Below are 18,344 nucleotides of genomic sequence, written 5' to 3'. Positions count from 1 at the left end.
AGTGCTTTTGCCGTTACGCACCACGCCTTCAGTAGCGGAGCAGGAAGGACATCTGATGGAAATGGAAGCCACGCAAGCACCTTAAAATCACCATCATACACTAAATCAGTAAGTTGGCAGCATTACCTTCGGCGCTTATAGAGTTACCAGCTGCCCTGGCCTTCTCAAGGTCTCTGGTAAGCTCCTTCTGAGCCTTACTGCGCTTTTGAGCATTGCTAAGAGTCTGCTCGGTAAGTTGATTTATCCTTTCCTGAGCCTTGATTCCTTCCTGCTGCCTATTGTTATAGTCACCAATGGCAGTATTCAGAACGTCCTGTGTAGTTATCTGGCTCTTAAGTAAACCAATTTTCTGCTCCATTTCGCCAATATTGTAGCCATTAGCATTAGCGGTAAACCTGTTCCATGCGCCGCCTTCTGCTTGTCGGCGGCGGGCATCAGCAAGACTTTCTTCGAGAGTTGCCAACTGACTTTCTGGTGATTGGCCTCTCCCTGAATCGCGCATCGCATCCCAAGCTTTAGTTGCCGAAGACCATATGCCATCCCATGCTTTTTCCAAATCGCTAAGGTTGTTTCTTATTTCTGTTGTTCGCCGGTTTAACTCCCCAGTGTATGCAATTGTCGCAAGGCGGGCAGCATCGGTTGCATTTCCCTCATCTTGTAATTGCTTAATTCGGTTATATGTCTCAAGAGTTAAAAAATGGTACTGCTCATTGAGCTTAGCGATAGCTTCTGCCGGATCTCTCGCTATTTTTTCAAAGTCGGAAAGCATGCTGTCCGTGGCCTGACCGGTTACCCTGCTCATGTTGATAATGGTTGCGGTAACTTCCTGGAGCATGTCTCTTGAAATTTTACCTGATGCCACCACCTGATTGAGGACGGTCGCAGCATTGCCGACGCTACTATTCGTTACCCGAGCCACTTGTTGAGACAATTGTCCAAGTTGCCCCGCCGTTAGGCTTAACGTATCCCCATTGAGGATTAGAGTCTTGGTAAACTCCTCTTGCTCCTCAACGCCTTGGTGATAGGCAAGCACTAATGCGCCAATAGAAGCGGCAGCGACTGTCGCAGGGTTAACAAGGCCGGAAATGTATGTGCCTACTCCTTTAATAGCTGGCCCAATACCGCCGAACATATCCTTAAGCTGTCCACCCTGCTGCAAAAGCACCATGAAAGGCGACTGCCCGCCAGCCAAGCTAACTGCAATGTCCGTCATTTGCGCCGGTATCATGCGCATTTGATAGGCTGCCTGCCGGGATGAAACACCGGCCTTGCCGACAGTTTCTGAGAACCCAGTGAGTCTGTTTCGCGTCTCCTCAATTTTCTTGGAATATTCGCTGAATGTGTCGGTATCGATAAAGCCCTTGGCCTGAAATTTAGCAAGCTGCCGCTGCTGGTCATCCAGGCGGTTGAGCGCGGCGTTTACCGGGTCAATTTTATCCAGCAAATCAGAGAGTGACCTTGCTTCCTGCTCGGTAGCTTTTGCCGTCTTTCCGGCGCTATCCGCTGCCTTCTGTCCGGCCTGTGTCATTCTGCTCAAGGCGCCGGCTAAGCCCTCTGCATTGCGCTGGGCGCCAGTACTATCGATGATGATGGCGAGGCGTGATTGTTGTTCGGCCATGTTTTCTCCAGGCATAAAAAAACCCCGCCGAAGCGAGGTTCATAATGACTTAATTACTATCTTGAAGAGGTAAGCATTAGCTTTCCGTTCTCATCCCAAACATTAACACTTAGCCTTGACCCTTCATTCGCACTAGTTAATGTTATCTCTGCTTTGCTTTTCTGAATCCCCTTCATATCAAAGGTTGTAACTCTTTCTCCATTAGCAAAGTATGAGTTCACATCGTCTTTGTAAAAAGACTCACCATCTACAATGAGCGAGGCATCGCTGCCTGATAAATTAAGCTTTGCATGCCTCCATTTTCCGCTCCCCAACTGATCTCCGGCGGTTATATGGCACTCAAGAGAGACACTGCCGTTGTTACAATCAAATTTTGCTGACTCTGGCTTTGAGCGCTCTGCCTTTGACTGTTCTGACTGCGGAGACACAGCTTTAACATCGCTGGAGTTATCGCAGCCTGATAACAATAAAGCTGTCATAACCATTAGAATTATTCTCTTCATATCCCTATCCCCATCAGTAACAAGTGAGATAAATCCTAGCGAGGATAGAGAGCAAAGGGAAGCAAGAAGAGCTACTTGGTGCCGACCTTGCCTGAGAGCCCTGCATCTTGGAGTGCATTCTGCCCTAGCACTATCCAGTCTACCCAGTTAGACGCTTTACCCTTGGATACAAGAGCATTGTTCAGGCATTTTACTGGCTGATCTTGTTTAGAAAATTCGATGATTCGCCCATCATTCAGGCGCAGTGTAGCCGCACCTTGAGGGTTACAGATAATGTTTGGGTAGCGGGAAACTTCTATAAGCGGTAGCTCACTGAGGTCAGTTTTTTGTGCTGAAGCCTGTGACAGGCTAATCACCAACATTCCAACTACCAATGATATTTTAGGCACAGGAATCTCTCACCATTATGATAAGGAGAGTCTTGTACGCGACAGCGCGCTGGTAAGCAAGAAACATAAGCCCTGATCGTCTATTTGGTTGGGAGAGAAACAGAAACAAAAAACCCACCGGGCGGTGGGTTCAGCTTAGTGAAGAGATTCTGTGCTTATAACAAAGAGTCGATGGGAATGGCAATCTCTGTCTTTACCCCAACAGAAACTAGCCCATGTACCGTAGAAATCATCCCATGAAGTCATAAATGTTAAGGGGCGATCTTCTTCCGTTCCATCTGACACATAAACATGATAACCGTCCGCTTGAATAGCCCAAGCTATCATGCGCTCCCAGAAACGACGCCCATCTGAAGTCTGCTCACTATCTGATACGACAATAGAGTAGCGACTTAAGAAATGGCGGAAAAATTCCTGCGGCAACCCTGACACAGCAGCATCATGTTGCGGCTGAACTGTTTTCCAGACCATTATTTGCGTACAAATTTTCTTAGTTGGAACTATATGCTCCAGAAAAGCCAGCTTAACCGCGTACACAGTCTCTGAATATTCATTGTCTGTCACCAAGCGATACTGATCGCCTTTCAAACATTGCAATAACCGATAGCCATGAGGGGTAACAAATCCCGGCAAAGCGAAATCACGTACACCGGCGCGCATAAACGCTTCCGTATGTTCAACGTTTCTCTCTGACATATTGAGCTTTGCATCAAACCCTGCTGCTGGGATAAGTAATGGCATTCTCTGATTCACCAAATAGTTTTGCATAATGTCCTCCATGCGTTGCAGGAGTACTTCTGACAAAAAGGCCGAAGCGTCATGCTCCGGCACAGACTCTCACTTTTGAGTTGAAATTCACTTCAAAGTGGAAGTTAGTTCTCAGTGTATTATCACTGATAAAATCTTGCAACCACAATCGAATCGTAAATGTCAATGCCTTATCTGTCGATTCCCCTCGAATGTATAAAAAACATCCGTCAGGCTAGTGTTTTTCTCCGCTTTTTCGCACCCACTCCGCCCTGTCAGCGTCATCAAGAGCAAAGATAGCTGCCTCGAACTCTTCCGGGTCGATTTGCAGCGGCTTCTGCTTCAGGTAGGCGTTGATGTCTTCCAGGCTTAACGGTAGTGGCGTCGCAGCCATGCCAGCATATTTTCTGCCGCGGGTAATGACGGCGTAGGCGTTGAGTATTTCTGTGCATACGCCATCAACATCCGGCTCAGGTATTGCCGGTAGCCCTAGTTTTTCGCGCCTCCAGCGGTTCTTTTCACCCTGCTCTCCGCCGAACTGCCTCAGCCAGCTTTGGGCTTCGAGGACTTTCCCACCGTTTCTTTCTTCTGTTCTTCCTTGCCTTCCGCAATGTCCGAAGCGGTACTCAGCACAGCCCAGTACAGTTCTGGATGCTGCAGCATGAGCGTCTTGCCCTTCTCAGGGGTGTAATCGACAGCCTGCTCCTTGCCATCAACCTCTTCGCCAACGCCTTCCCAGTCCAGCAAGAGATGCTTGGCAACAGAATCAATTAGCAAGTCGTCAGAGATATCAGTAACGTCGATTTCAGCCGGATTGAACTCAGGAGTCCCTACCTTGAATCGGTCGTCCAGTTTGCTGATATGGCGCCGCACCATCGCATTGTGTGAGCGGAAAGCCGGATTGCTGATGGCGCATACCTTCAGTTTCAGGCCTTCCATAGGTTCAATCCAGCGTTCTGAGTTAGCGTCAAATTTTGGCGTTTTGATAATGAGCATATTTATCCCTGTGAGTGGCCCGCCATATTCGACGGGCAATAACGATTATGGGGCTGCGGTAACAGTGATGGCCGTAGTGGCAGTGAATTCACGCACTTTAGCCGTTATGGTTGCGCTACCCTCTGCCACGCGCGTTACCTCTGCTGTTTTCTGTCCGGTTGAAGCGACGGTTGCTACCGATGGGTCAGAAGACTCCCACTGGACTGTATCCGTAGCGTCAGAAGGCGTGAGGTTAGCGGTCAGGGTTACTGTCGAGCCGACCGCGCCGGTTGACGTCGCAGGGGTTACCGCGATGGCAGTTGAAGGTGTGACCTCTGACCGCGTGATGGTCGGCGGCGTGTCCGCTGCAGTGATATTCAGCTGAACCTGCACAATGTCAGTATTGCCGCCATCAGGCCAGTCGCCATCTACCTGCACCGCCGGGAAATCAAACACATATTTCCCTTCGTCATTCTCCAGCGTGAAGCTGAATGGCATCGTGCCGCCGGTCAGGGTTTTCTTCCATGCGTTATAGGCATCCTTCGACCAGGACAGCGTGATGCTGCCAGATGGGGTAAAAGTGGTCGGGATGTTGGCGCCGGCGAACGGGTTACCGCTGCCGATACAGCGTTGCGTCTGCAGGTTGTTATCGAACTGGATGTTGAAGGTGTCAACGCAGAATCCTTCTCCACCGCTCACGCCATTCAGGGAGATGGCCGTAACCTGCTTGAACGTGTAACGCAGCTCGCCAGCATTATCGACCGGCGCGGTGAAGTAGTTGGTATTGTCCGCCTTACTATCGAAACCCAGTCCGGCAAAGGTCACCGTGGCGGTGATATCCCCATCGTTCGGGATTGACAGCTGGAATGTACCAACCTGACAGCCGCGGGCAATTGACGCCACGCCGATATCCTCAGCGTAAGATGCGACCGAGAACGCAATGCGATCGTTACCCATGGTGAGCGTGTCGTCATCCCACTCAGCGCCAAAGCACGATGCCAGAAAGTCATCATGTTGCCCCCAGCGGAACTTAGCCCCAACGTCGCCACCAACATCAACAGTACCGGTCGAGCGTCCCTGCGCCATGCGGGAGCCGCCGATTTCATCATTGTCGATCATGTTTTGAGATGGGCCCACACCGAAGCTACTGCGCTTCAGCAGGTTCCATGTGCCTGTAGAAGGCGTCGTGCCGGGCGTGGTTTCGCGAATATACGCGGTAACAACCTTAGCGCCTGAACTCATAATGTTTCTCCAGAATTGTGCGCCCTACACGGCGCGGTAAGGTATTTGAATATTCATCTGCGCCCAGCCATCTGTTTCACCGGCATCAACCGCACTCACAGCGAAGTAATCCAGTCGGCCGTCCGTCTGGAATTCGAATAACTCGCGCAGCTTGTCTGCCGTCTGGGTAATGAGCAGTGAGCCGGAACCGGCAGGCACAAAGATTTGGATGATGATCATCCCGGTACGCTGAACTACCGGGCCGGCGCCGATTTCATTCGCCGCTGCCATACCAGGAATATTGGTCAGCCGCGCCCAGATAGCTTTGCCAGACGGGTCATAGGTTTTATCGTTGGGGTAGCGCACATCCTCAGAGGCAATAGCCGTCTGCGCCGTCATGCGCGTGATGACAGCGTTTCTGATTTCTGTGAGGGTCATTTGTAGGCCTGAGTTACACCGTGGAAAGCGTTAGCGTAAACACCTGTGGGTGCCTGTTTAGAGTGCCCATTCTCAAGGCGCTCGCTGTAAGGTAGGTTCGACTGAATATAAATCACCGAATACGGCTTACCCTGAGCAATGACAGCTGAACCCTGCTGGATTGTCTTCGTACCAACTTTGTCCGGAGCGGCTGGTTCCGAGTAGTCCGGTGAGCCGATGCTGACAATGTGAGAGGCTCGAAATGAGCCGCCGGTATATCCTTTCGGTGCCGGGCTCATCCATAGGTCAGGGTTGCCTACTGGCGATCTCTGTACAATCTCAGTAAGCATCGCCATCGAGATGATGCGGAGTTTTTTACCGACATCTTCCTCAATCAGCCCGGCGAACAAGGTCGGGTCGTTATCCCATCCTTTAGCCATCACTTCCTCCTTAGCTGCATGCGGTAGGTAGCTGAGGCGGGGTCAGCCGTCAGGGTCACAATGCGGTAGACTTGCGGGCTTCCTGTTGCCAAATCAGGAGCCGTGATGGCGTGCCCCTCACCCGGAATATCTGTCACCTCATTAGCCAGCGCGGTCAGCCTGAGATCACCATGGAGGATATTCACACCATCAATGCGTCCCAGTTCATAACGAGACAGAACGCCGCGCCCGGAATAGCTGACGGTTGTCTCACCGCCGGTTTCCGTTACGGGGTCCCATTCGCCCTGCACCGTATAACTGCCGGCAAAGTCATGGACAGCATCCGCCAGGTCGGCATCGAAAGCCTCAGCTATTTCTGCCTGAATCTCGTCACGAATTCCCATTACCGATATACCCTGAAAGCGAAAGGATTAGAGCGCCATGGCTGCAGTAATGCCAGAGCCAACTGGACATTATCGGGAAGCAGAGAGGTTGATGATGTCTGCCCTGAAGCGTAAGTTTTTGAAACCTTCACGCCATCGGCATCTACCATTTTACTGGACAAGGCACCAGATTCTGTTTGTTGCCTGTAGAGCATCCCCGTAGCGGCAGTTAAAGCGAGATAAGCGCCCGCCATCTTCACATCGTCAGGAGTGGCATCAATAATGCCCTGCAGGTTAAGTGCGGTGAGGTAGCGTTAGCCTGAAGCACCGCTTTTGCCTTTTTCTCTGTGGCGCCCAGTCCGCACCGAGCAATTCATCCACATCAGCGACGGTTATGTACGTTGCCATGTTCACTCCCGGGCTAAATGGGGCCGAAGCCCCGGATGATTATTTGCTGGTTTTGGTGGACCTGGTGGCTTTCTTTGCCTCCGAGTTTTCACCGCCGCCATTATTTACAGCACCTTCGTCCTTGGGCTCATTGCGGGCATGGTCAACGCCGCCGGTCTCACCGACAGTCTCAGGCCCAACGGTTACCTGTTTGCCATCAGAACCAAATCCCCAGCGGGCTTTGCTGTTTGGGTCGATGTAATTGTCTTTTGCTACGGTCATGATGACCTCCTCATGAAGCCCCGGCTATCCGGGGCGCGATTGATTAAGCTGCGACAGTAGAGGTTACGAACGCCAGCGGTACCTGCTTACGGTCGAACTTGCGTTCCCAGTTGGTAGCCAGAGCCAGGTCAGCCCAGTTGGCTGAGATTGGGCGCGTGGTGCTTGGGGTGCCGGTAATAGTGGTGCTGAGGAATGAGTAGCCCAGCGGATGAATGACGAAATCACGACGGGTCCACAGCGTTTCAGCGCCACCACCGTTGCCACGCTCTGGCTCGCGCGCATATTCCAGCCCATCCTCACCTGCAGGCTGACGCTCCGCATAACCCAGCGAACCCGGTCCAAAGATAACGGACAAATAGCGGGCAGGAACGGCTGCAACCGGCGGAGTGGCGTCCGGATCGGCTTCTACAGCCGGCAGAATTGGCATGCTGTCATCAACGACCACGCGCATACCCTGGAAGCGACCGAATTCAGGAATCTGGTCAGCCAGGGGGGTGAAGTCGATGAGGTTGAGAAGCTGCAACTCGGTATAAACTGCAGAGTGCATAGCAATTACGCTCAAACCGCCAAGCTGACCGGTATAGTCACCCATGGTGGCCTTGGCGCGAATGATGGCTGCAGCACTGATAGTACCGCCAGCATCCACGACCATATCGCCGCCGTTGCTTGCGACGTTGTCGTTATAGATGCCTACCACAGAGGCGATAGCGCGGCGCTGAGCTACACGCTGCCAGTAGCTGATGAGGCGGTTAGCTACAAACTCAAGCGGATCCTGATTGGTGATGTTTTTCACCAGGTTCATCGCGTTCCAGCCTTCGTTCAGATACGCAGCGCGGGCCTGCATACTGGCAGAGGTTACAGACAGCGGAACTGCAATATCGGTGTACACGTCGTTCGAGTAGTTGGACTCGATAGACGCATCCAGATCGACCCACCACGGAATGGTGAAAGTATTGGATGGACTGGCGAGCAGCGTAGTCATGTCGTTATTGGTGGTCAGAATGCCTGACTGGAAGAACGCGGTCCGCTCTGCAGTGTTAACCTGCATATAGTCACGCAGCTCATCACGAAAGACGACGTCAGAAAGAATGGTTGGCATTGCTTAAATCCTTATTTAGATGCCTCATGCGCCGCTTTAAGTCGGGCATGTTCGGCGGGGTTGTTTCGGCGAAGCTCTACGCGCTCCATGCCGGTTAATTGCTCCCATGTTTTGGTAACCCGGTCACCACTCTTAGGCGCGGCCCCGCCGCCACCTGCCTGACTGCCGCGCACGAGGGATGCGTAACGCGGAGCGGTTTCAAACTCTCTTTGGAGATCGGCCAGCGAACCAACCGACAAATTGCCTGCCTCGTCAGTAACACGCACCTGACCGTCCGACACCTTCAGGCGTCGGGCAATGAACTCAGTGAGGATCTCAGCATTGGCCCCGTCAGCGATTGCTGTAGCAATTCGGGTGGCGGCCAGGTTGATGTCGCGCTGCTCAATGGATTGCTGTAGCTGGGTATAGCGCTGTTCCCATTCACTGGTTTTCGCCTGTGAGCTTTCGAACAGCTGCTTATAGTCGCCTTCTGCTTTAGCCTTTTCTTCAGCTTCGCGGCGGGCCTGCTCTTCAGCCTGACGGCGCTTCTCCTGCTCGGTCTTTTTCTCGTTAAGCAGGCGGTCAAGCTGTGCTTTCAGGCCGGAAACGTCTTCCTGTGGGATACCTTCAATCTGGCAGATATAAACATCACCCTGCAGCGCGTACAGAGACTGTTTGGTTTCATCGAGCTGAGCGTATTCCTCAGCGGTAAGCTGATACTTAAGTGGCATACATTCTCCTGAATGGATGTGTGCTGGCCCTGCCAGCGTTAGATGTGATTAATCAAGTCCTGCAAGCTCGAAGGCGTGCGGCTCTAAATCTTTGAGTTGGTCGAGGGTGTACTGCTTGCCGTTGCCATCAACGAAACGATCAATGCTCAGGTCGCCTTTACTGAAAAGCTTGTAGCGGGCTGGTCCTAGCACCTCTTTCTGGAAGGATGCCGGCTGCCTTGCCAGCCATTCGCCGTATGTCGTTCTGCTGCTGACCTGCTCCACGCCATCAGGGCCAACAGATGGTCGCGTACTGCCGGGAATCTCTCGCTGATACTCAGACTTGAGAACCGGCACGATTGACGAGCGACATCCCCAATGTGCCGGAGGTTTTGGCCCATCCAGCGGATAAACCTTTCTGTCACGCGCACGGCATACTGGAGTGGTTCTGCTGTCGAGTGTGGCTATCCAGCGATGCCCCTGCAGAATGTCGTCATTCTGCTTCAGCGTTTCCGCCCGGGCTGATGAGGCAACGTGATTTGTCATCGTCCTGACCAGCGAGCCGACCTGCTCCTCATGCGACACGCCAAGAGAAGTCAGGCGCCGGATGATTTGCTTCTGTGTCTCGCCAAGCGACGAGCCGATAGCGATTTCACTCAGGATGTCAGCCGTTTTCTTGCTGCCGAACTGCGCCAACGCGCCGGTGATGTCGATAACCTGCCTGCCCTTACCCACAGCAAGCTCTAACGGGTCAGCGAGTACAGCAGCGGCTATCATCTCTGCCGATGGCTCAGCGAGGCGCACAGACGTTTTAACGATTTGACCAAGAAGTTTGCTGTTAAAGGTGAACTCATATTGCGCGAACTCACCCAGGTCGAGCTTCTGTTGCTCGCTCAACTGGCCATAGATAGCGTTCAGGTCACCCCTGAGCGTTTCTATCTGCCGGTTGTAGCGAGCGGTAGCGTACTGGCTAAGCCCTTCGTTAACAGCCTCTTTAGCGCGTTTAATCGCTTTACGGACAAACTTAGCCGCCTTACCTGCCAGTCCACTACCGAAGCGCTGGACATAAACCTGATGGCGCGTAGCGGCGTCTGTGGTGTAACCGTCTGCGCTCATGGTTATTCCTCAGTGGTTACCGTGTCGCCTTCAATTACAGGCTCATCAGAGCGGTCAGCGTCGATATCCTCATCAGTACGGTCCGCATCAATAATGCCAGCCTGACGGAGGTTAACGCGGAGGTCTTTCTTCGCAATGAAGCCCTGCTGCCACAGCTGAACCTGAGCCAGAATCATCTGCGCATCCATCGTCTCATCGAAGAATTCCTGATTGAGCCAGAAGGTGGTTCCCGCTGCGTCTGAGATGCCGGACATATAGAGCTGCGCATCCAGAATCGCCAGTTTCAGCGCCTCGCTGACGTTCCCGGCAATCGTACCCAGTACGCTGTTATCGCTGCTGTAGCGGATACGGGCCGCCTCTGCTGTCTCCTGATTCGACGCCTGCTGCACGATGCGGGCACCAATCATCAGCATCTGGTTCTCTTTATCCTGCATCAATGTACGGGCGAGCTGCCCTTCCGATGCCTGGACCATAATTGCCGAACCATTTTTACCGAGACTGTATCCGCAGGTGGCGCCAATCTGAATGCCGTGTGGATTCCACTTCTGGAACTCATCCTGGTCGATGTCAGTTGTAAAAAACAGCGTCGGCTGGCTACTGATAAAGCCTGACTCCTCCACCGTGGCGCTGTTGCCGTAGTGGAGGATGTTCACCTCAGCCAGGTCTTCCAGTGGCGCCTTGTCGATGCGCGAGTCGTTACTCTCCGCCCCGAAGAAGTGGAACGGGATATGGTCGAATGAGTTACCGTTATAGTCGGTCGGATAAACGTCCAGAACCGGAGCATCGTACGGGTCGCCTTCATGCCACAGCCTGTGACGATACTTGCCGTCCTGCAGAGTGAGCGCCCGATATTGCATTTTAGTGTTGAAGTTGAACTCGTCGCTTTCGTCTTCGTTGTAGCATTCAACCAGCACCACCATAGTGAGCTTGCGCACCCCATCAATCACATCCTCGCGCCAGTTGATAATGCCAAAGGCGTCATAGATATGAATGTGAGCATTACGACCAGCGGTTTGCGCTCGTGTCGGCCTGGTTCCTTCTGGTGCTTCTAGTGGCGGATAGTCAACAAAGAAACCGCCGCGACCGGTATCCAAATCCTCACCTACAGCTTCTTTCGATAACTGCTCAAGGCTTGTTCCGTCGCCACTGGCATTCTCAATGAGGTAATTAACCGAATCTGGCAAATCCACCTCAGCGGTTTTGCGGAACACCGCGCCAATCAGTCCCTGGCGAGTTCGGCCGGTGATATTCAGGAACATTGCCCGTTTCAGCAGAGCTTCGTAGCGCTCCTTGTTCTCATCGCTGTCATTGGTTGGGTCAGGCATTGGCAGGTAAAGAGTGCCTTGTGCCTTAACCGCCTTGCTGCCGGCCACGCAGTCTTTGACAAGCTGCCATGACTTCGCGGCTTCTGTGTACTCTGGTCTTGCGAATGAATAATTAGCCATAGTCGCTTATCGTCTGAATGAAACAGGAGCCGTTTTGAGGACGCTGCGTTTCTTCTGCGTCACGGCGAAATAACGGAAGCTGTCCGCACCGTGTGATGTGTGATCATGAAGCGGCTTATCCTTCCAGCAACCGCGCTTGTCGTCCCACTCCTTGCGGTAGCCTTCCAGTGCGATGATGCCGTCAGCACACTTATGCTCATCGAAGGCGCACTTCGGCAGGATTTCACGCACCTGTTCGATACCGTCATCAACACCGAGCTTTGGCACAACCTGAAAGGTAATCGTGTACTTCACCCCGTCTATCTCGTAACCCTCGCGGGCCAGCTCACGGCGTGATTTAGCATCAGAGCCAAACTCACGGTTATCGATGTCATGCGGCCCCCAGTGCGCTGCGTAGGTGTAGCCTTTATCCTTCAGCACCTTCATGTAATGTCGGAGGCCTTCGCCACTGTTCTCGTAGTAATCGATGACGTGATACTCCTCGCCAACGATTCGAACGAACCAGATAGCCGTGGAGTCGCCTACGCCGATATCCCAGAAGGTATGGACAGGAAGGTGTGAGTTGTCAGGCAGTGCGCCGATCCGCTTCTGCTCGTACAGCTTGCGGAACTGCTTAGCGTAGTAAGCACCTTCAACTGACTGCTGAAACGCCTCCGCAGGAATTGACGGATACTCGCGCTTCATGTCATCGCCGAGCGTTTTCTCTTTGGCGTAATACCAGGCTCTCTGACGTTCGTTAGTCACCACCCCATGCTTCGCCTCAATGTCAGCGAAATAATCGCTCAGGCGCTGTGGTATTGGCTCTACAGGGTCGATTGCATACAGGGGGTTCTTCCACCACGAAAAGAAGAAGAACTTCCAGTCTAACTGTGAGAGCTGCTTGCCCTGAATGAGCGCCTTTTCTGCCGACTGGCAGTAATCGAAGAAGTAACCAGCGCGGCCCTCCGCAGTGCTTTCAATCGTCGTGAAACAGTCTCCTGATACTGCTTCAAATGCACCAGTGACAATCTCGCGGGCCTTGTCAGGGAACTTTGCGCATATCTTTCCGAACTCGGAAACATGCAGATAACGAAGCGTACCGCCACGGAAAGACGTGCTGATATAGAGCGAACCACCTTTGCTAAATACCAACTCACCTGCTGCATCATTGCTCGCAGGGTTAGCTGCTTTAATCTCATCTGGAAGCCGGTCATAGGCATACTTAATCTTCTCGCGGAAAAGGCGCTTGGCATCGTTCAACGTGTGGGCTATCAGGGCGCACTTGGCTGCTTCGAACAAAGCGGCGTCCAGTTGGATAATGCAAACCTCAGTGGTAAACCCTAACTGGCGGGCTTTCAGGATGATGTTGCGGGTATGCATGCCCTCGAAATATTCGAGCTGCTCAGGCGTCATCTGGAAGCGTACTGGCTTGCCTTCTTTGTCGGTTATCCAGTAAAGGTGATTCAGGCGCCAGAGTTTGTCTCGCAGGAGCTTGAGATGCTCTGGTTTCATGCTTACCCCTTGGCGAGATCGTCCATCAGGTCGGAAAGTTTCTTCGATGCGTCATCGCCGGCCTGACCGTCAATGTCATAAGCCTGGCGCTCAAGGCCAATAAGCGTTTTCAGCGTGTCCGAAAGGTCTTTCATCGACTTAACGCGGCCAGGCATGCTGATTACCTTGTGATAAATCTCGTTTAGCCTGTCCTGTCCTTTGTCGTCAGGCTGATACATCAGGTCGCCGAGCTGCTGTAATGCAGAGACGTCAGCGCATTCGGCTTCGAGTTCATCAAAGAGTGAGTTGGCGATATTGCGGGCCCGGCGAATGTCTCCGCGATGCTCCATACGGACTGTGGCAATAACCTCGGCATTTGCCTCAATCAGTATCCGTTCACTGGTAGCCGTTTCCGTGGATACCTTGCTGGATACCTCGCGTTTGGATACCAGCGCGTCAGCCTTGGCTTTAATCTTTGCCTTTAAGTCCCGCTCCCATCCATCACGCTTAGCTCGCTTGTTGATAGCGCCGTGCGTGATGCCGTGCTGGGATGCGATTTCACGGATGGACAACAAGCCAGCACGGTAAGCCGACTCGATGGCCTCCCAATCTGGTGTTGCCATATTTACTCCAATAAAAAAGGCCGCCTTAGCGACCTTTGCTTTTTAACTATCTTATGACGTATGGCATGCAAAACTACAGGTTCTGCAACCATTTGCGGTGCGGTAACCCAGCCTTTTGGCCTCCAGAACCGCAAGGGCGCAGTTGACGTAATTACCAAGCGAAACCCTATTGCTCGGTAAAGGCAGGAAACGACAGGACCCTTCATGTACTTCATAATCACCATTCGCCTGCTGATTTTTATTGACGTAGTACGCTGCCATCTTAACTATCCCAGTAGGTAAGCTGAACATTCAGCAAACACACCTTACATCAGAAAAATTAAAACAATAAGAACTATCCCATTGACTTATGATCTTTCTCACAAAAGAAATATTGCTTAATTTTTACCCAACAAAAACCGCCCGGAGGCGGCCTTAATTAATTTATTCTTGTCATTTTTTTTCTAAGGCATCTTGAAGGGCATCAGCGGCTTCAGATATGTCATTTTTTAGCGCTGAGATAAGAACGTGCATCGGAGCATTTCCCGCCCGCCTTCACAATCTCAAGAACGGCAGAAACGACTATCTCTCGCTTAACCTCATCACTTTGCTGTAATCCATGACGGTCTTTAAAATAGCTCTCTAACATCACAACCTCCTTCCCATAATGGAGGTTCCACATTAGCGTTAAGAATGTTCTTAGTGAAGCAAAATTAATCAACCAGCTTCGCGCTGCTTCACAGCAGTGCTAACCGTAGACACAGGAGGAGATGATGGCAGTCATCATCAGGCGCTCTGGTGAGAAAGCGCCTTGTGATGGTCACCGGGGTAAGCCGGGGATTGCGATCTGCCCTTGCTGCTCAATCCGTTCGATACGGGCCAGCAATTGCGGCTTCTTAACCCGACCCCAGCGATTTAGAAGTCTTCCTGACATGCTGGCCACATCCTTCTCTTTCATGAATTCCAGCATTACAGCGTTCCGCTCCGCTTCGTAGCTTTCGCTGTACTTCCTCAGCTCCGCAGTCATCCAGTTGAAGGCGTTGATATAAGCCTCTTTTACTGCATCGGCCTTAGCCCCGTTGAATCCCATTACGAGCATCACGAAGCCGCTGAAGTCCATGCGGTAATACTTCTGCCTCTTATCAAACACACCTAAGTCATTGATTTTCTCGACAGCGCAAAAATGCGCACTCCTGAAATCTTCGGAACAATGGCAATTCTTTAATGCCCTCATCACATCCGAATGACGTTTTCCGAATGCCTTCGCGATCTGGAAAGTATCAGTTACTGGCTCCCCATCGGCAGTCGTCACTAACTGGCGAAAATCAAACTCTGGGATAACTGTCAGTTCTTTCATTGCGTCTTACCTTTTAGTGAATAAGCCTCGTTGCCCAGATAACCGCCCACAGAGAAGCCGCCGCTTATAACGGTTATCTCCGAGGCTGATTCCTGAAAGGCTCTGCGTTGTTAAATACGCCGGGCATGGCGCGGGGTTTGCTGCAGGTATAAAAAAGCCCGACCGGAGTCAGGCTGATATTGCTCTGTTGCTGTCAGTGAATCTTCTTGGGGGTTGTCACTGTGATCTGGAAATTTCGATTTGCCGAATAGCTGCCCGGTCAATATTGCACTGACCAAGTACGCCATACAGCTCTGCATTAAGCTCTACGCTTTCGCCAAATGTCAGCGTCTCGGGCACGGACGGAACATCAATGGGACTGGTAAGCTCCGCCGGCAGGCTGATTTGCGGACTTTTTATCGCCCTGTATTCCACCTGCGGATTTTGCGGCTTCGCGCAGCCGTTCAACAGCGTTGCTGTCAACAGGAGCGACAGCGCACTTGTCCGCTGCCAGATAGCGCTTGATTTCATTCTGAAGCTTCCTGTTTTGCTGTGCTGTTATTGCCCGTTGCTCAGTCACCTGAGACATGACGGCATTTTGCTGATTTACTGCAGTGACAAGGGCATCAACGCTGGATGCCAGGTCATCATTTTTCGATCGCAGGTCGTTTATTTGTTCGTCTTTACTGTTTGCCAGCTTTTCCAGCCTGTCGTTAGTTGCCATCAACTGGCCATTGCGGGCATTCAATCCCCACAACGCAATGCAGACGAGACCGATGATGATGATGTGTGAGTAATTTCGGATGAAGCTGATTACGTTGAGCATAGAATCCCCTTAGCCTTTGTGAGGCGGGATTTCCTGTCATCTAAACCGTTAGTACCACCGTTAATAACTCTGGTGATGCGGGTAACATCATCAGAGTCCGCCAGTTCATTTAATCCGTGATTCTTCCACCACGCCGCAGCCGATTCGGCAGCCAGCTTGTATCCAGTCAGCAGGTCAGGATTACCAACAACGTCGGCACCCAACTGCTCTACCAGCGCGGCATAATTAGCCTTCCCGGTAATCTGAATTAGTCCGCGCCCTCGATAGCGATAGCCGTCACCTGATTCGATATCGCCATTACCGTTACGGTTCGCGTAAATGATGTTTGCGATCATCTTCTGGTCGGCAGGGTGAAGTTCGTTGCGACCGTACTTCTTGGCCTGTGCTGACGTGATGCGTTTGCTGAACATGGAAAGCAGTGCGCTTTCGCTGTAATTCAGTCCCTCCTCCACCTTGCGGAAGCCAGAGGATTCATGACCGGTCTGTGCAATGAAATGAGCCTGACGCAGCGGCGTGTTAATGCCGTACTTGCTCATTGCCATTGCAATGTTTGTGTACCAGGCGTCACGCAGAACATCGCTGACACCGGCAGCTTTCTGGAAATCACTGGCTGTTAACATCGCTGTCTCCAAATCGTTTATCAATCTGGCGCCGGATTTTCGACGAGATGTAATCCACACCAAGGAAGCCAAGGAAAACAGCAGCAACGCGAGTCGTGTCTTCACTGAAGTTCCAGTTAAATACAGAGCCAATCACCTGCAGAGTTGGCTGAAGGAAGAATGCAAAGAAGCTGCACATCGCTGCATCAAGCAGGCGCCGTGGCCACGTCTCTTTGCCGATGTATGTCGCGCGGAGGAGAGCCATTACGCCAGCAAGACCTGCATAACCTGATTCGTTTTTATGGGCATAGAGCCAGGCTATAAGGCTTGCCCAGAACCCAGGATCTTTTTCGGGCATACGCTTCATCTCCACCTCCCGCCTTCGGGGTGGCTGTGTGTCATTGTTGAAAGGGAATAAAGTGCGCATCGACGAAAAGGAATCACGAGGAGCGTGGTAAGGGATTCGCCGTGCGCAAAAGAAAAAGGCCCGCCGAAGCGAGCCTGATGTAAATGTAAAGCTAGGTAAATACAGAACTCAACGCATTTTTAGTCATAAGAAAACGTTAAGCAATTGCTACGGTTAGAAAGCCAGAGTTAAAACATCTGGTAAACTGAAACGTGTATCTTTATAGCGCCTCTTTAGGAATTGAAGAGGCGCTTTTTTACTTCAGAAAGGATCAAGCCATAGCGGCGCCGCCGCCAGTCGCTTTCCCTGCATCCAGATTCGGAAGCCGGTACCGTCCATTGTTCTGACGACGGCTGAGGTTACTATACTTCGAAATAAGCAGGTCAAACCTAAATACAGATTAATCCCTACGACTCACCCCTGAAAGGCCCTGTGGCTTTGATGCGCTGGACTTGGCGCAGAAATAAAAAAGCCCCGACATTGCTGTCAGGGCTCTCTGCTTCATATTCAGTCGCTCAGTACGCTTTACTTCCCGAGCATGACATGAATATGCCAGGTTGCTTGCCCTTTGTCTTTAGCATTTAGTGCTAATTTTCTATTCAGGCAGCAATTTTAAGATTCTCCTTCTCCATTTCACGCTTTATTGCGTAGAACATTTCTCCTTCAAGGATATCCATTGCCCATTCGATTCTGTTTCGTGCTTCTTTTCCTGATATGCCAGTGTAATAAATCAGGCAGGAACCGATGTTTTGCGCGCTCTTGCGTTTGCAGTATCGTAATCTGGCTACGTTCCGAATCGGGTTATCTTTACCGAATGTCTTCACCATGACAGATTCAACAAAGGCGGCATCATCTGATTCTTTGGCGAGAGCGATGATGTTTGCCGTTGATGATTGTGGTATCAGTAAATCCCTGGCTTTGCGGAACAGCTCTTCACCACGCAGCCCTTCACAATGTAGCTGTGAAACAATCTTTTCTATCTGCTTGCCCTTCTGTTCGCTCCATTCGCAACGCATCATCAGGCGGCCAATAACATTCACTTCGCCCCGATCGTAATCTTCTCCGCCAAGATGGTCGCCCCACACTGTCAGGAGGTGTCGAATCCATGCCTGCTGAGAGCGGTTGATAGTTTTCCAGCCGGTACCGAACAATCTGCGCATGTCAGCACTACTGCGAATTCCGGCCAGCCTGACCAGTTGCTGGAAGTCTCGTTCAATGCGCATTTTTCACTCCCATGATTTTCGCTGTGTTGCGGATGATCCGGTAATTTATCTCTGCCATGCCGCGCATTTTCATGATGCGCAACTTCAGCCACTTCTCTTTGAGGTATTCGGTCATGCGAACCACCAATTCAGAATGCGCTGGCTTAAAGGCTGCCGGGCGCTGGGTTTATACTGAACTCGCTCTATCTTTCT

25 protein-coding genes and 1 pseudogene are annotated in these 18,344 nt (G+C 51.7%); all 26 read right to left on the bottom strand.

The window, feature by feature from the left end; all coding sequences use genetic code 11:
* The coding region (locus P3C52_RS20010) for an IS1 family transposase (protein WP_044061500.1) at window positions 1–72 on the bottom strand (72 nt) is incomplete at its 3' end.
* 28 nt (window positions 73–100) lie between these two features.
* Window positions 101–1,618: a phage tail length tape measure family protein gene (locus P3C52_RS20005; protein ID WP_275556628.1), complete on the bottom strand. Its 1,518-nt coding sequence runs from the start codon at window positions 1,616–1,618 to the stop codon at window positions 101–103.
* A 56-nt stretch (window positions 1,619–1,674) separates the two neighbouring features.
* Window positions 1,675–2,121 carry a hypothetical protein gene (locus P3C52_RS20000; protein ID WP_275556627.1) on the bottom strand — a complete coding sequence of 149 codons (447 nt, stop codon included), beginning with the start codon at window positions 2,119–2,121 and terminating at the stop codon, window positions 1,675–1,677.
* Between the two features lie 71 nt (window positions 2,122–2,192).
* On the bottom strand, window positions 2,193–2,483 hold the full coding sequence (locus P3C52_RS19995; RefSeq protein WP_275556626.1) for a hypothetical protein: 291 nt from the start codon (window positions 2,481–2,483) through the stop codon (window positions 2,193–2,195).
* Between the two features lie 162 nt (window positions 2,484–2,645).
* Window positions 2,646–3,278 (bottom strand): hypothetical protein, encoded by a 633-nt coding sequence (locus tag P3C52_RS19990; RefSeq protein ID WP_275556625.1) that lies wholly within the window; start codon window positions 3,276–3,278, stop codon window positions 2,646–2,648.
* A gap of 214 nt (window positions 3,279–3,492) precedes the next feature.
* Window positions 3,493–3,651, bottom strand: coding sequence for a hypothetical protein (locus tag P3C52_RS19985; RefSeq protein WP_275556624.1), 159 nt, complete (start codon window positions 3,649–3,651; stop codon window positions 3,493–3,495).
* A gap of 149 nt (window positions 3,652–3,800) precedes the next feature.
* Entirely contained in the window at window positions 3,801–4,253 is a 453-nt protein-coding gene (locus P3C52_RS19980; RefSeq protein ID WP_275556623.1) for a hypothetical protein, read from the bottom strand.
* Between the two features lie 45 nt (window positions 4,254–4,298).
* On the bottom strand, window positions 4,299–4,547 hold the full coding sequence (locus P3C52_RS20975) for an Ig-like domain-containing protein (protein ID WP_343252037.1): 249 nt from the start codon (window positions 4,545–4,547) through the stop codon (window positions 4,299–4,301).
* A pseudogene (locus P3C52_RS19975) lies at window positions 4,542–5,474 on the bottom strand (phage tail tube protein); the annotation flags it as partial. The gene P3C52_RS20975 and the pseudogene P3C52_RS19975, both read right to left, overlap by 6 nt.
* Window positions 5,475–5,498: 24 nt before the next feature.
* Window positions 5,499–5,891, bottom strand: coding sequence for a phage tail terminator-like protein (locus P3C52_RS19970; protein WP_275556621.1), 393 nt, complete (start codon window positions 5,889–5,891; stop codon window positions 5,499–5,501).
* Entirely contained in the window at window positions 5,888–6,310 is a 423-nt protein-coding gene (locus P3C52_RS19965) for an HK97 gp10 family phage protein (RefSeq protein WP_275556620.1), read from the bottom strand. Before P3C52_RS19965 ends, P3C52_RS19970 begins: the two co-directional genes overlap by 4 nt.
* Window positions 6,310–6,693, bottom strand: coding sequence for a glutamate 5-kinase (locus tag P3C52_RS19960; RefSeq protein WP_275556619.1), 384 nt, complete (start codon window positions 6,691–6,693; stop codon window positions 6,310–6,312). Before P3C52_RS19960 ends, P3C52_RS19965 begins: the two co-directional genes overlap by 1 nt.
* A gap of 426 nt (window positions 6,694–7,119) precedes the next feature.
* Window positions 7,120–7,341: a hypothetical protein gene (locus P3C52_RS19955; protein WP_084970168.1), complete on the bottom strand. Its 222-nt coding sequence runs from the start codon at window positions 7,339–7,341 to the stop codon at window positions 7,120–7,122.
* A gap of 43 nt (window positions 7,342–7,384) precedes the next feature.
* The gene (locus P3C52_RS19950) at window positions 7,385–8,440 is read right to left on the bottom strand and encodes a hypothetical protein (RefSeq protein ID WP_275556618.1); all 1,056 of its coding nucleotides are present in this window, start codon (window positions 8,438–8,440) and stop codon (window positions 7,385–7,387) included.
* A gap of 11 nt (window positions 8,441–8,451) precedes the next feature.
* Window positions 8,452–9,150: a hypothetical protein gene (locus P3C52_RS19945; RefSeq protein ID WP_275556617.1), complete on the bottom strand. Its 699-nt coding sequence runs from the start codon at window positions 9,148–9,150 to the stop codon at window positions 8,452–8,454.
* Between the two features lie 48 nt (window positions 9,151–9,198).
* Entirely contained in the window at window positions 9,199–10,245 is a 1,047-nt protein-coding gene (locus tag P3C52_RS19940) for a minor capsid protein (RefSeq protein ID WP_275556616.1), read from the bottom strand.
* 2 nt (window positions 10,246–10,247) lie between these two features.
* Window positions 10,248–11,690 (bottom strand): DUF4055 domain-containing protein, encoded by a 1,443-nt coding sequence (locus P3C52_RS19935; protein WP_275556615.1) that lies wholly within the window; start codon window positions 11,688–11,690, stop codon window positions 10,248–10,250.
* A 6-nt stretch (window positions 11,691–11,696) separates the two neighbouring features.
* Window positions 11,697–13,181: a terminase gene (locus P3C52_RS19930; protein ID WP_275556614.1), complete on the bottom strand. Its 1,485-nt coding sequence runs from the start codon at window positions 13,179–13,181 to the stop codon at window positions 11,697–11,699.
* A gap of 2 nt (window positions 13,182–13,183) precedes the next feature.
* Window positions 13,184–13,783: a hypothetical protein gene (locus P3C52_RS19925; RefSeq protein ID WP_275556613.1), complete on the bottom strand. Its 600-nt coding sequence runs from the start codon at window positions 13,781–13,783 to the stop codon at window positions 13,184–13,186.
* A gap of 481 nt (window positions 13,784–14,264) precedes the next feature.
* Window positions 14,265–14,411 carry a hypothetical protein gene (locus P3C52_RS19920; RefSeq protein ID WP_275556612.1) on the bottom strand — a complete coding sequence of 49 codons (147 nt, stop codon included), beginning with the start codon at window positions 14,409–14,411 and terminating at the stop codon, window positions 14,265–14,267.
* A gap of 171 nt (window positions 14,412–14,582) precedes the next feature.
* On the bottom strand, window positions 14,583–15,119 hold the full coding sequence (locus P3C52_RS19915) for a Rha family transcriptional regulator (protein WP_275556611.1): 537 nt from the start codon (window positions 15,117–15,119) through the stop codon (window positions 14,583–14,585).
* A gap of 349 nt (window positions 15,120–15,468) precedes the next feature.
* Window positions 15,469–15,924 (bottom strand): Rz lytic protein, encoded by a 456-nt coding sequence (locus tag P3C52_RS19910; protein WP_275556610.1) that lies wholly within the window; start codon window positions 15,922–15,924, stop codon window positions 15,469–15,471.
* Window positions 15,912–16,544 carry a glycoside hydrolase family 19 protein gene (locus P3C52_RS19905; RefSeq protein ID WP_275556609.1) on the bottom strand — a complete coding sequence of 211 codons (633 nt, stop codon included), beginning with the start codon at window positions 16,542–16,544 and terminating at the stop codon, window positions 15,912–15,914. Before P3C52_RS19905 ends, P3C52_RS19910 begins: the two co-directional genes overlap by 13 nt.
* Window positions 16,528–16,890, bottom strand: coding sequence for a phage holin, lambda family (locus P3C52_RS19900; RefSeq protein ID WP_343252036.1), 363 nt, complete (start codon window positions 16,888–16,890; stop codon window positions 16,528–16,530). Before P3C52_RS19900 ends, P3C52_RS19905 begins: the two co-directional genes overlap by 17 nt.
* A 638-nt stretch (window positions 16,891–17,528) precedes the next feature.
* On the bottom strand, window positions 17,529–18,152 hold the full coding sequence (locus P3C52_RS19895; protein WP_275556608.1) for a hypothetical protein: 624 nt from the start codon (window positions 18,150–18,152) through the stop codon (window positions 17,529–17,531).
* On the bottom strand, window positions 18,142–18,267 hold the full coding sequence (locus P3C52_RS19890; RefSeq protein WP_104951506.1) for a YlcG family protein: 126 nt from the start codon (window positions 18,265–18,267) through the stop codon (window positions 18,142–18,144). The genes P3C52_RS19895 and P3C52_RS19890 overlap by 11 nt, the downstream gene beginning before the upstream one ends.
* Between the last annotated feature and the right edge of the window lie 77 nt (window positions 18,268–18,344).

This window comes from Mixta sp. Marseille-Q2659 (assembly GCF_940807255.1).
Classification (GTDB): domain Bacteria; phylum Pseudomonadota; class Gammaproteobacteria; order Enterobacterales; family Enterobacteriaceae; genus Mixta.
Note: the sequence above shows the minus strand (reverse complement) of the source record. Positions and strands in the feature narration are given on the sequence as shown.

What these genes read in the sequence shown, in the direction of transcription:
- P3C52_RS19990 (WP_275556625.1), bottom strand. Translation starts at nt 3,278, where the DNA reads ATGCAAAACTATTTGGTGAATCAGAGAATGCCATTACTTATCCCAGCA.
- P3C52_RS19890 (WP_104951506.1), bottom strand. Translation starts at nt 18,267, where the DNA reads ATGACCGAATACCTCAAAGAGAAGTGGCTGAAGTTGCGCATCATGAAA.
- P3C52_RS19930 (WP_275556614.1), bottom strand. Translation starts at nt 13,181, where the DNA reads ATGAAACCAGAGCATCTCAAGCTCCTGCGAGACAAACTCTGGCGCCTG.
- P3C52_RS19895 (WP_275556608.1), bottom strand. Translation starts at nt 18,152, where the DNA reads ATGCGCATTGAACGAGACTTCCAGCAACTGGTCAGGCTGGCCGGAATT.
- P3C52_RS19970 (WP_275556621.1), bottom strand. Translation starts at nt 5,891, where the DNA reads ATGACCCTCACAGAAATCAGAAACGCTGTCATCACGCGCATGACGGCG.
- P3C52_RS19940 (WP_275556616.1), bottom strand. Translation starts at nt 10,245, where the DNA reads ATGAGCGCAGACGGTTACACCACAGACGCCGCTACGCGCCATCAGGTT.
- P3C52_RS19900 (WP_343252036.1), bottom strand. Translation starts at nt 16,890, where the DNA reads ATGAAGCGTATGCCCGAAAAAGATCCTGGGTTCTGGGCAAGCCTTATA.
- P3C52_RS19965 (WP_275556620.1), bottom strand. Translation starts at nt 6,310, where the DNA reads ATGGCTAAAGGATGGGATAACGACCCGACCTTGTTCGCCGGGCTGATT.
- P3C52_RS19915 (WP_275556611.1), bottom strand. Translation starts at nt 15,119, where the DNA reads ATGAAAGAACTGACAGTTATCCCAGAGTTTGATTTTCGCCAGTTAGTG.
- P3C52_RS19905 (WP_275556609.1), bottom strand. Translation starts at nt 16,544, where the DNA reads ATGTTAACAGCCAGTGATTTCCAGAAAGCTGCCGGTGTCAGCGATGTT.
- P3C52_RS19920 (WP_275556612.1), bottom strand. Translation starts at nt 14,411, where the DNA reads ATGTTAGAGAGCTATTTTAAAGACCGTCATGGATTACAGCAAAGTGAT.
- P3C52_RS19945 (WP_275556617.1), bottom strand. Translation starts at nt 9,150, where the DNA reads ATGCCACTTAAGTATCAGCTTACCGCTGAGGAATACGCTCAGCTCGAT.
- P3C52_RS19995 (WP_275556626.1), bottom strand. Translation starts at nt 2,483, where the DNA reads ATGTTGGTGATTAGCCTGTCACAGGCTTCAGCACAAAAAACTGACCTC.
- P3C52_RS19980 (WP_275556623.1), bottom strand. Translation starts at nt 4,253, where the DNA reads ATGCTCATTATCAAAACGCCAAAATTTGACGCTAACTCAGAACGCTGG.
- P3C52_RS19960 (WP_275556619.1), bottom strand. Translation starts at nt 6,693, where the DNA reads ATGGGAATTCGTGACGAGATTCAGGCAGAAATAGCTGAGGCTTTCGAT.
- P3C52_RS20005 (WP_275556628.1), bottom strand. Translation starts at nt 1,618, where the DNA reads ATGGCCGAACAACAATCACGCCTCGCCATCATCATCGATAGTACTGGC.
- P3C52_RS20000 (WP_275556627.1), bottom strand. Translation starts at nt 2,121, where the DNA reads ATGAAGAGAATAATTCTAATGGTTATGACAGCTTTATTGTTATCAGGC.
- P3C52_RS19950 (WP_275556618.1), bottom strand. Translation starts at nt 8,440, where the DNA reads ATGCCAACCATTCTTTCTGACGTCGTCTTTCGTGATGAGCTGCGTGAC.
- P3C52_RS19925 (WP_275556613.1), bottom strand. Translation starts at nt 13,783, where the DNA reads ATGGCAACACCAGATTGGGAGGCCATCGAGTCGGCTTACCGTGCTGGC.
- P3C52_RS19910 (WP_275556610.1), bottom strand. Translation starts at nt 15,924, where the DNA reads ATGCTCAACGTAATCAGCTTCATCCGAAATTACTCACACATCATCATC.
- P3C52_RS19985 (WP_275556624.1), bottom strand. Translation starts at nt 3,651, where the DNA reads ATGGCTGCGACGCCACTACCGTTAAGCCTGGAAGACATCAACGCCTAC.
- P3C52_RS19935 (WP_275556615.1), bottom strand. Translation starts at nt 11,690, where the DNA reads ATGGCTAATTATTCATTCGCAAGACCAGAGTACACAGAAGCCGCGAAG.
- P3C52_RS19955 (WP_084970168.1), bottom strand. Translation starts at nt 7,341, where the DNA reads ATGACCGTAGCAAAAGACAATTACATCGACCCAAACAGCAAAGCCCGC.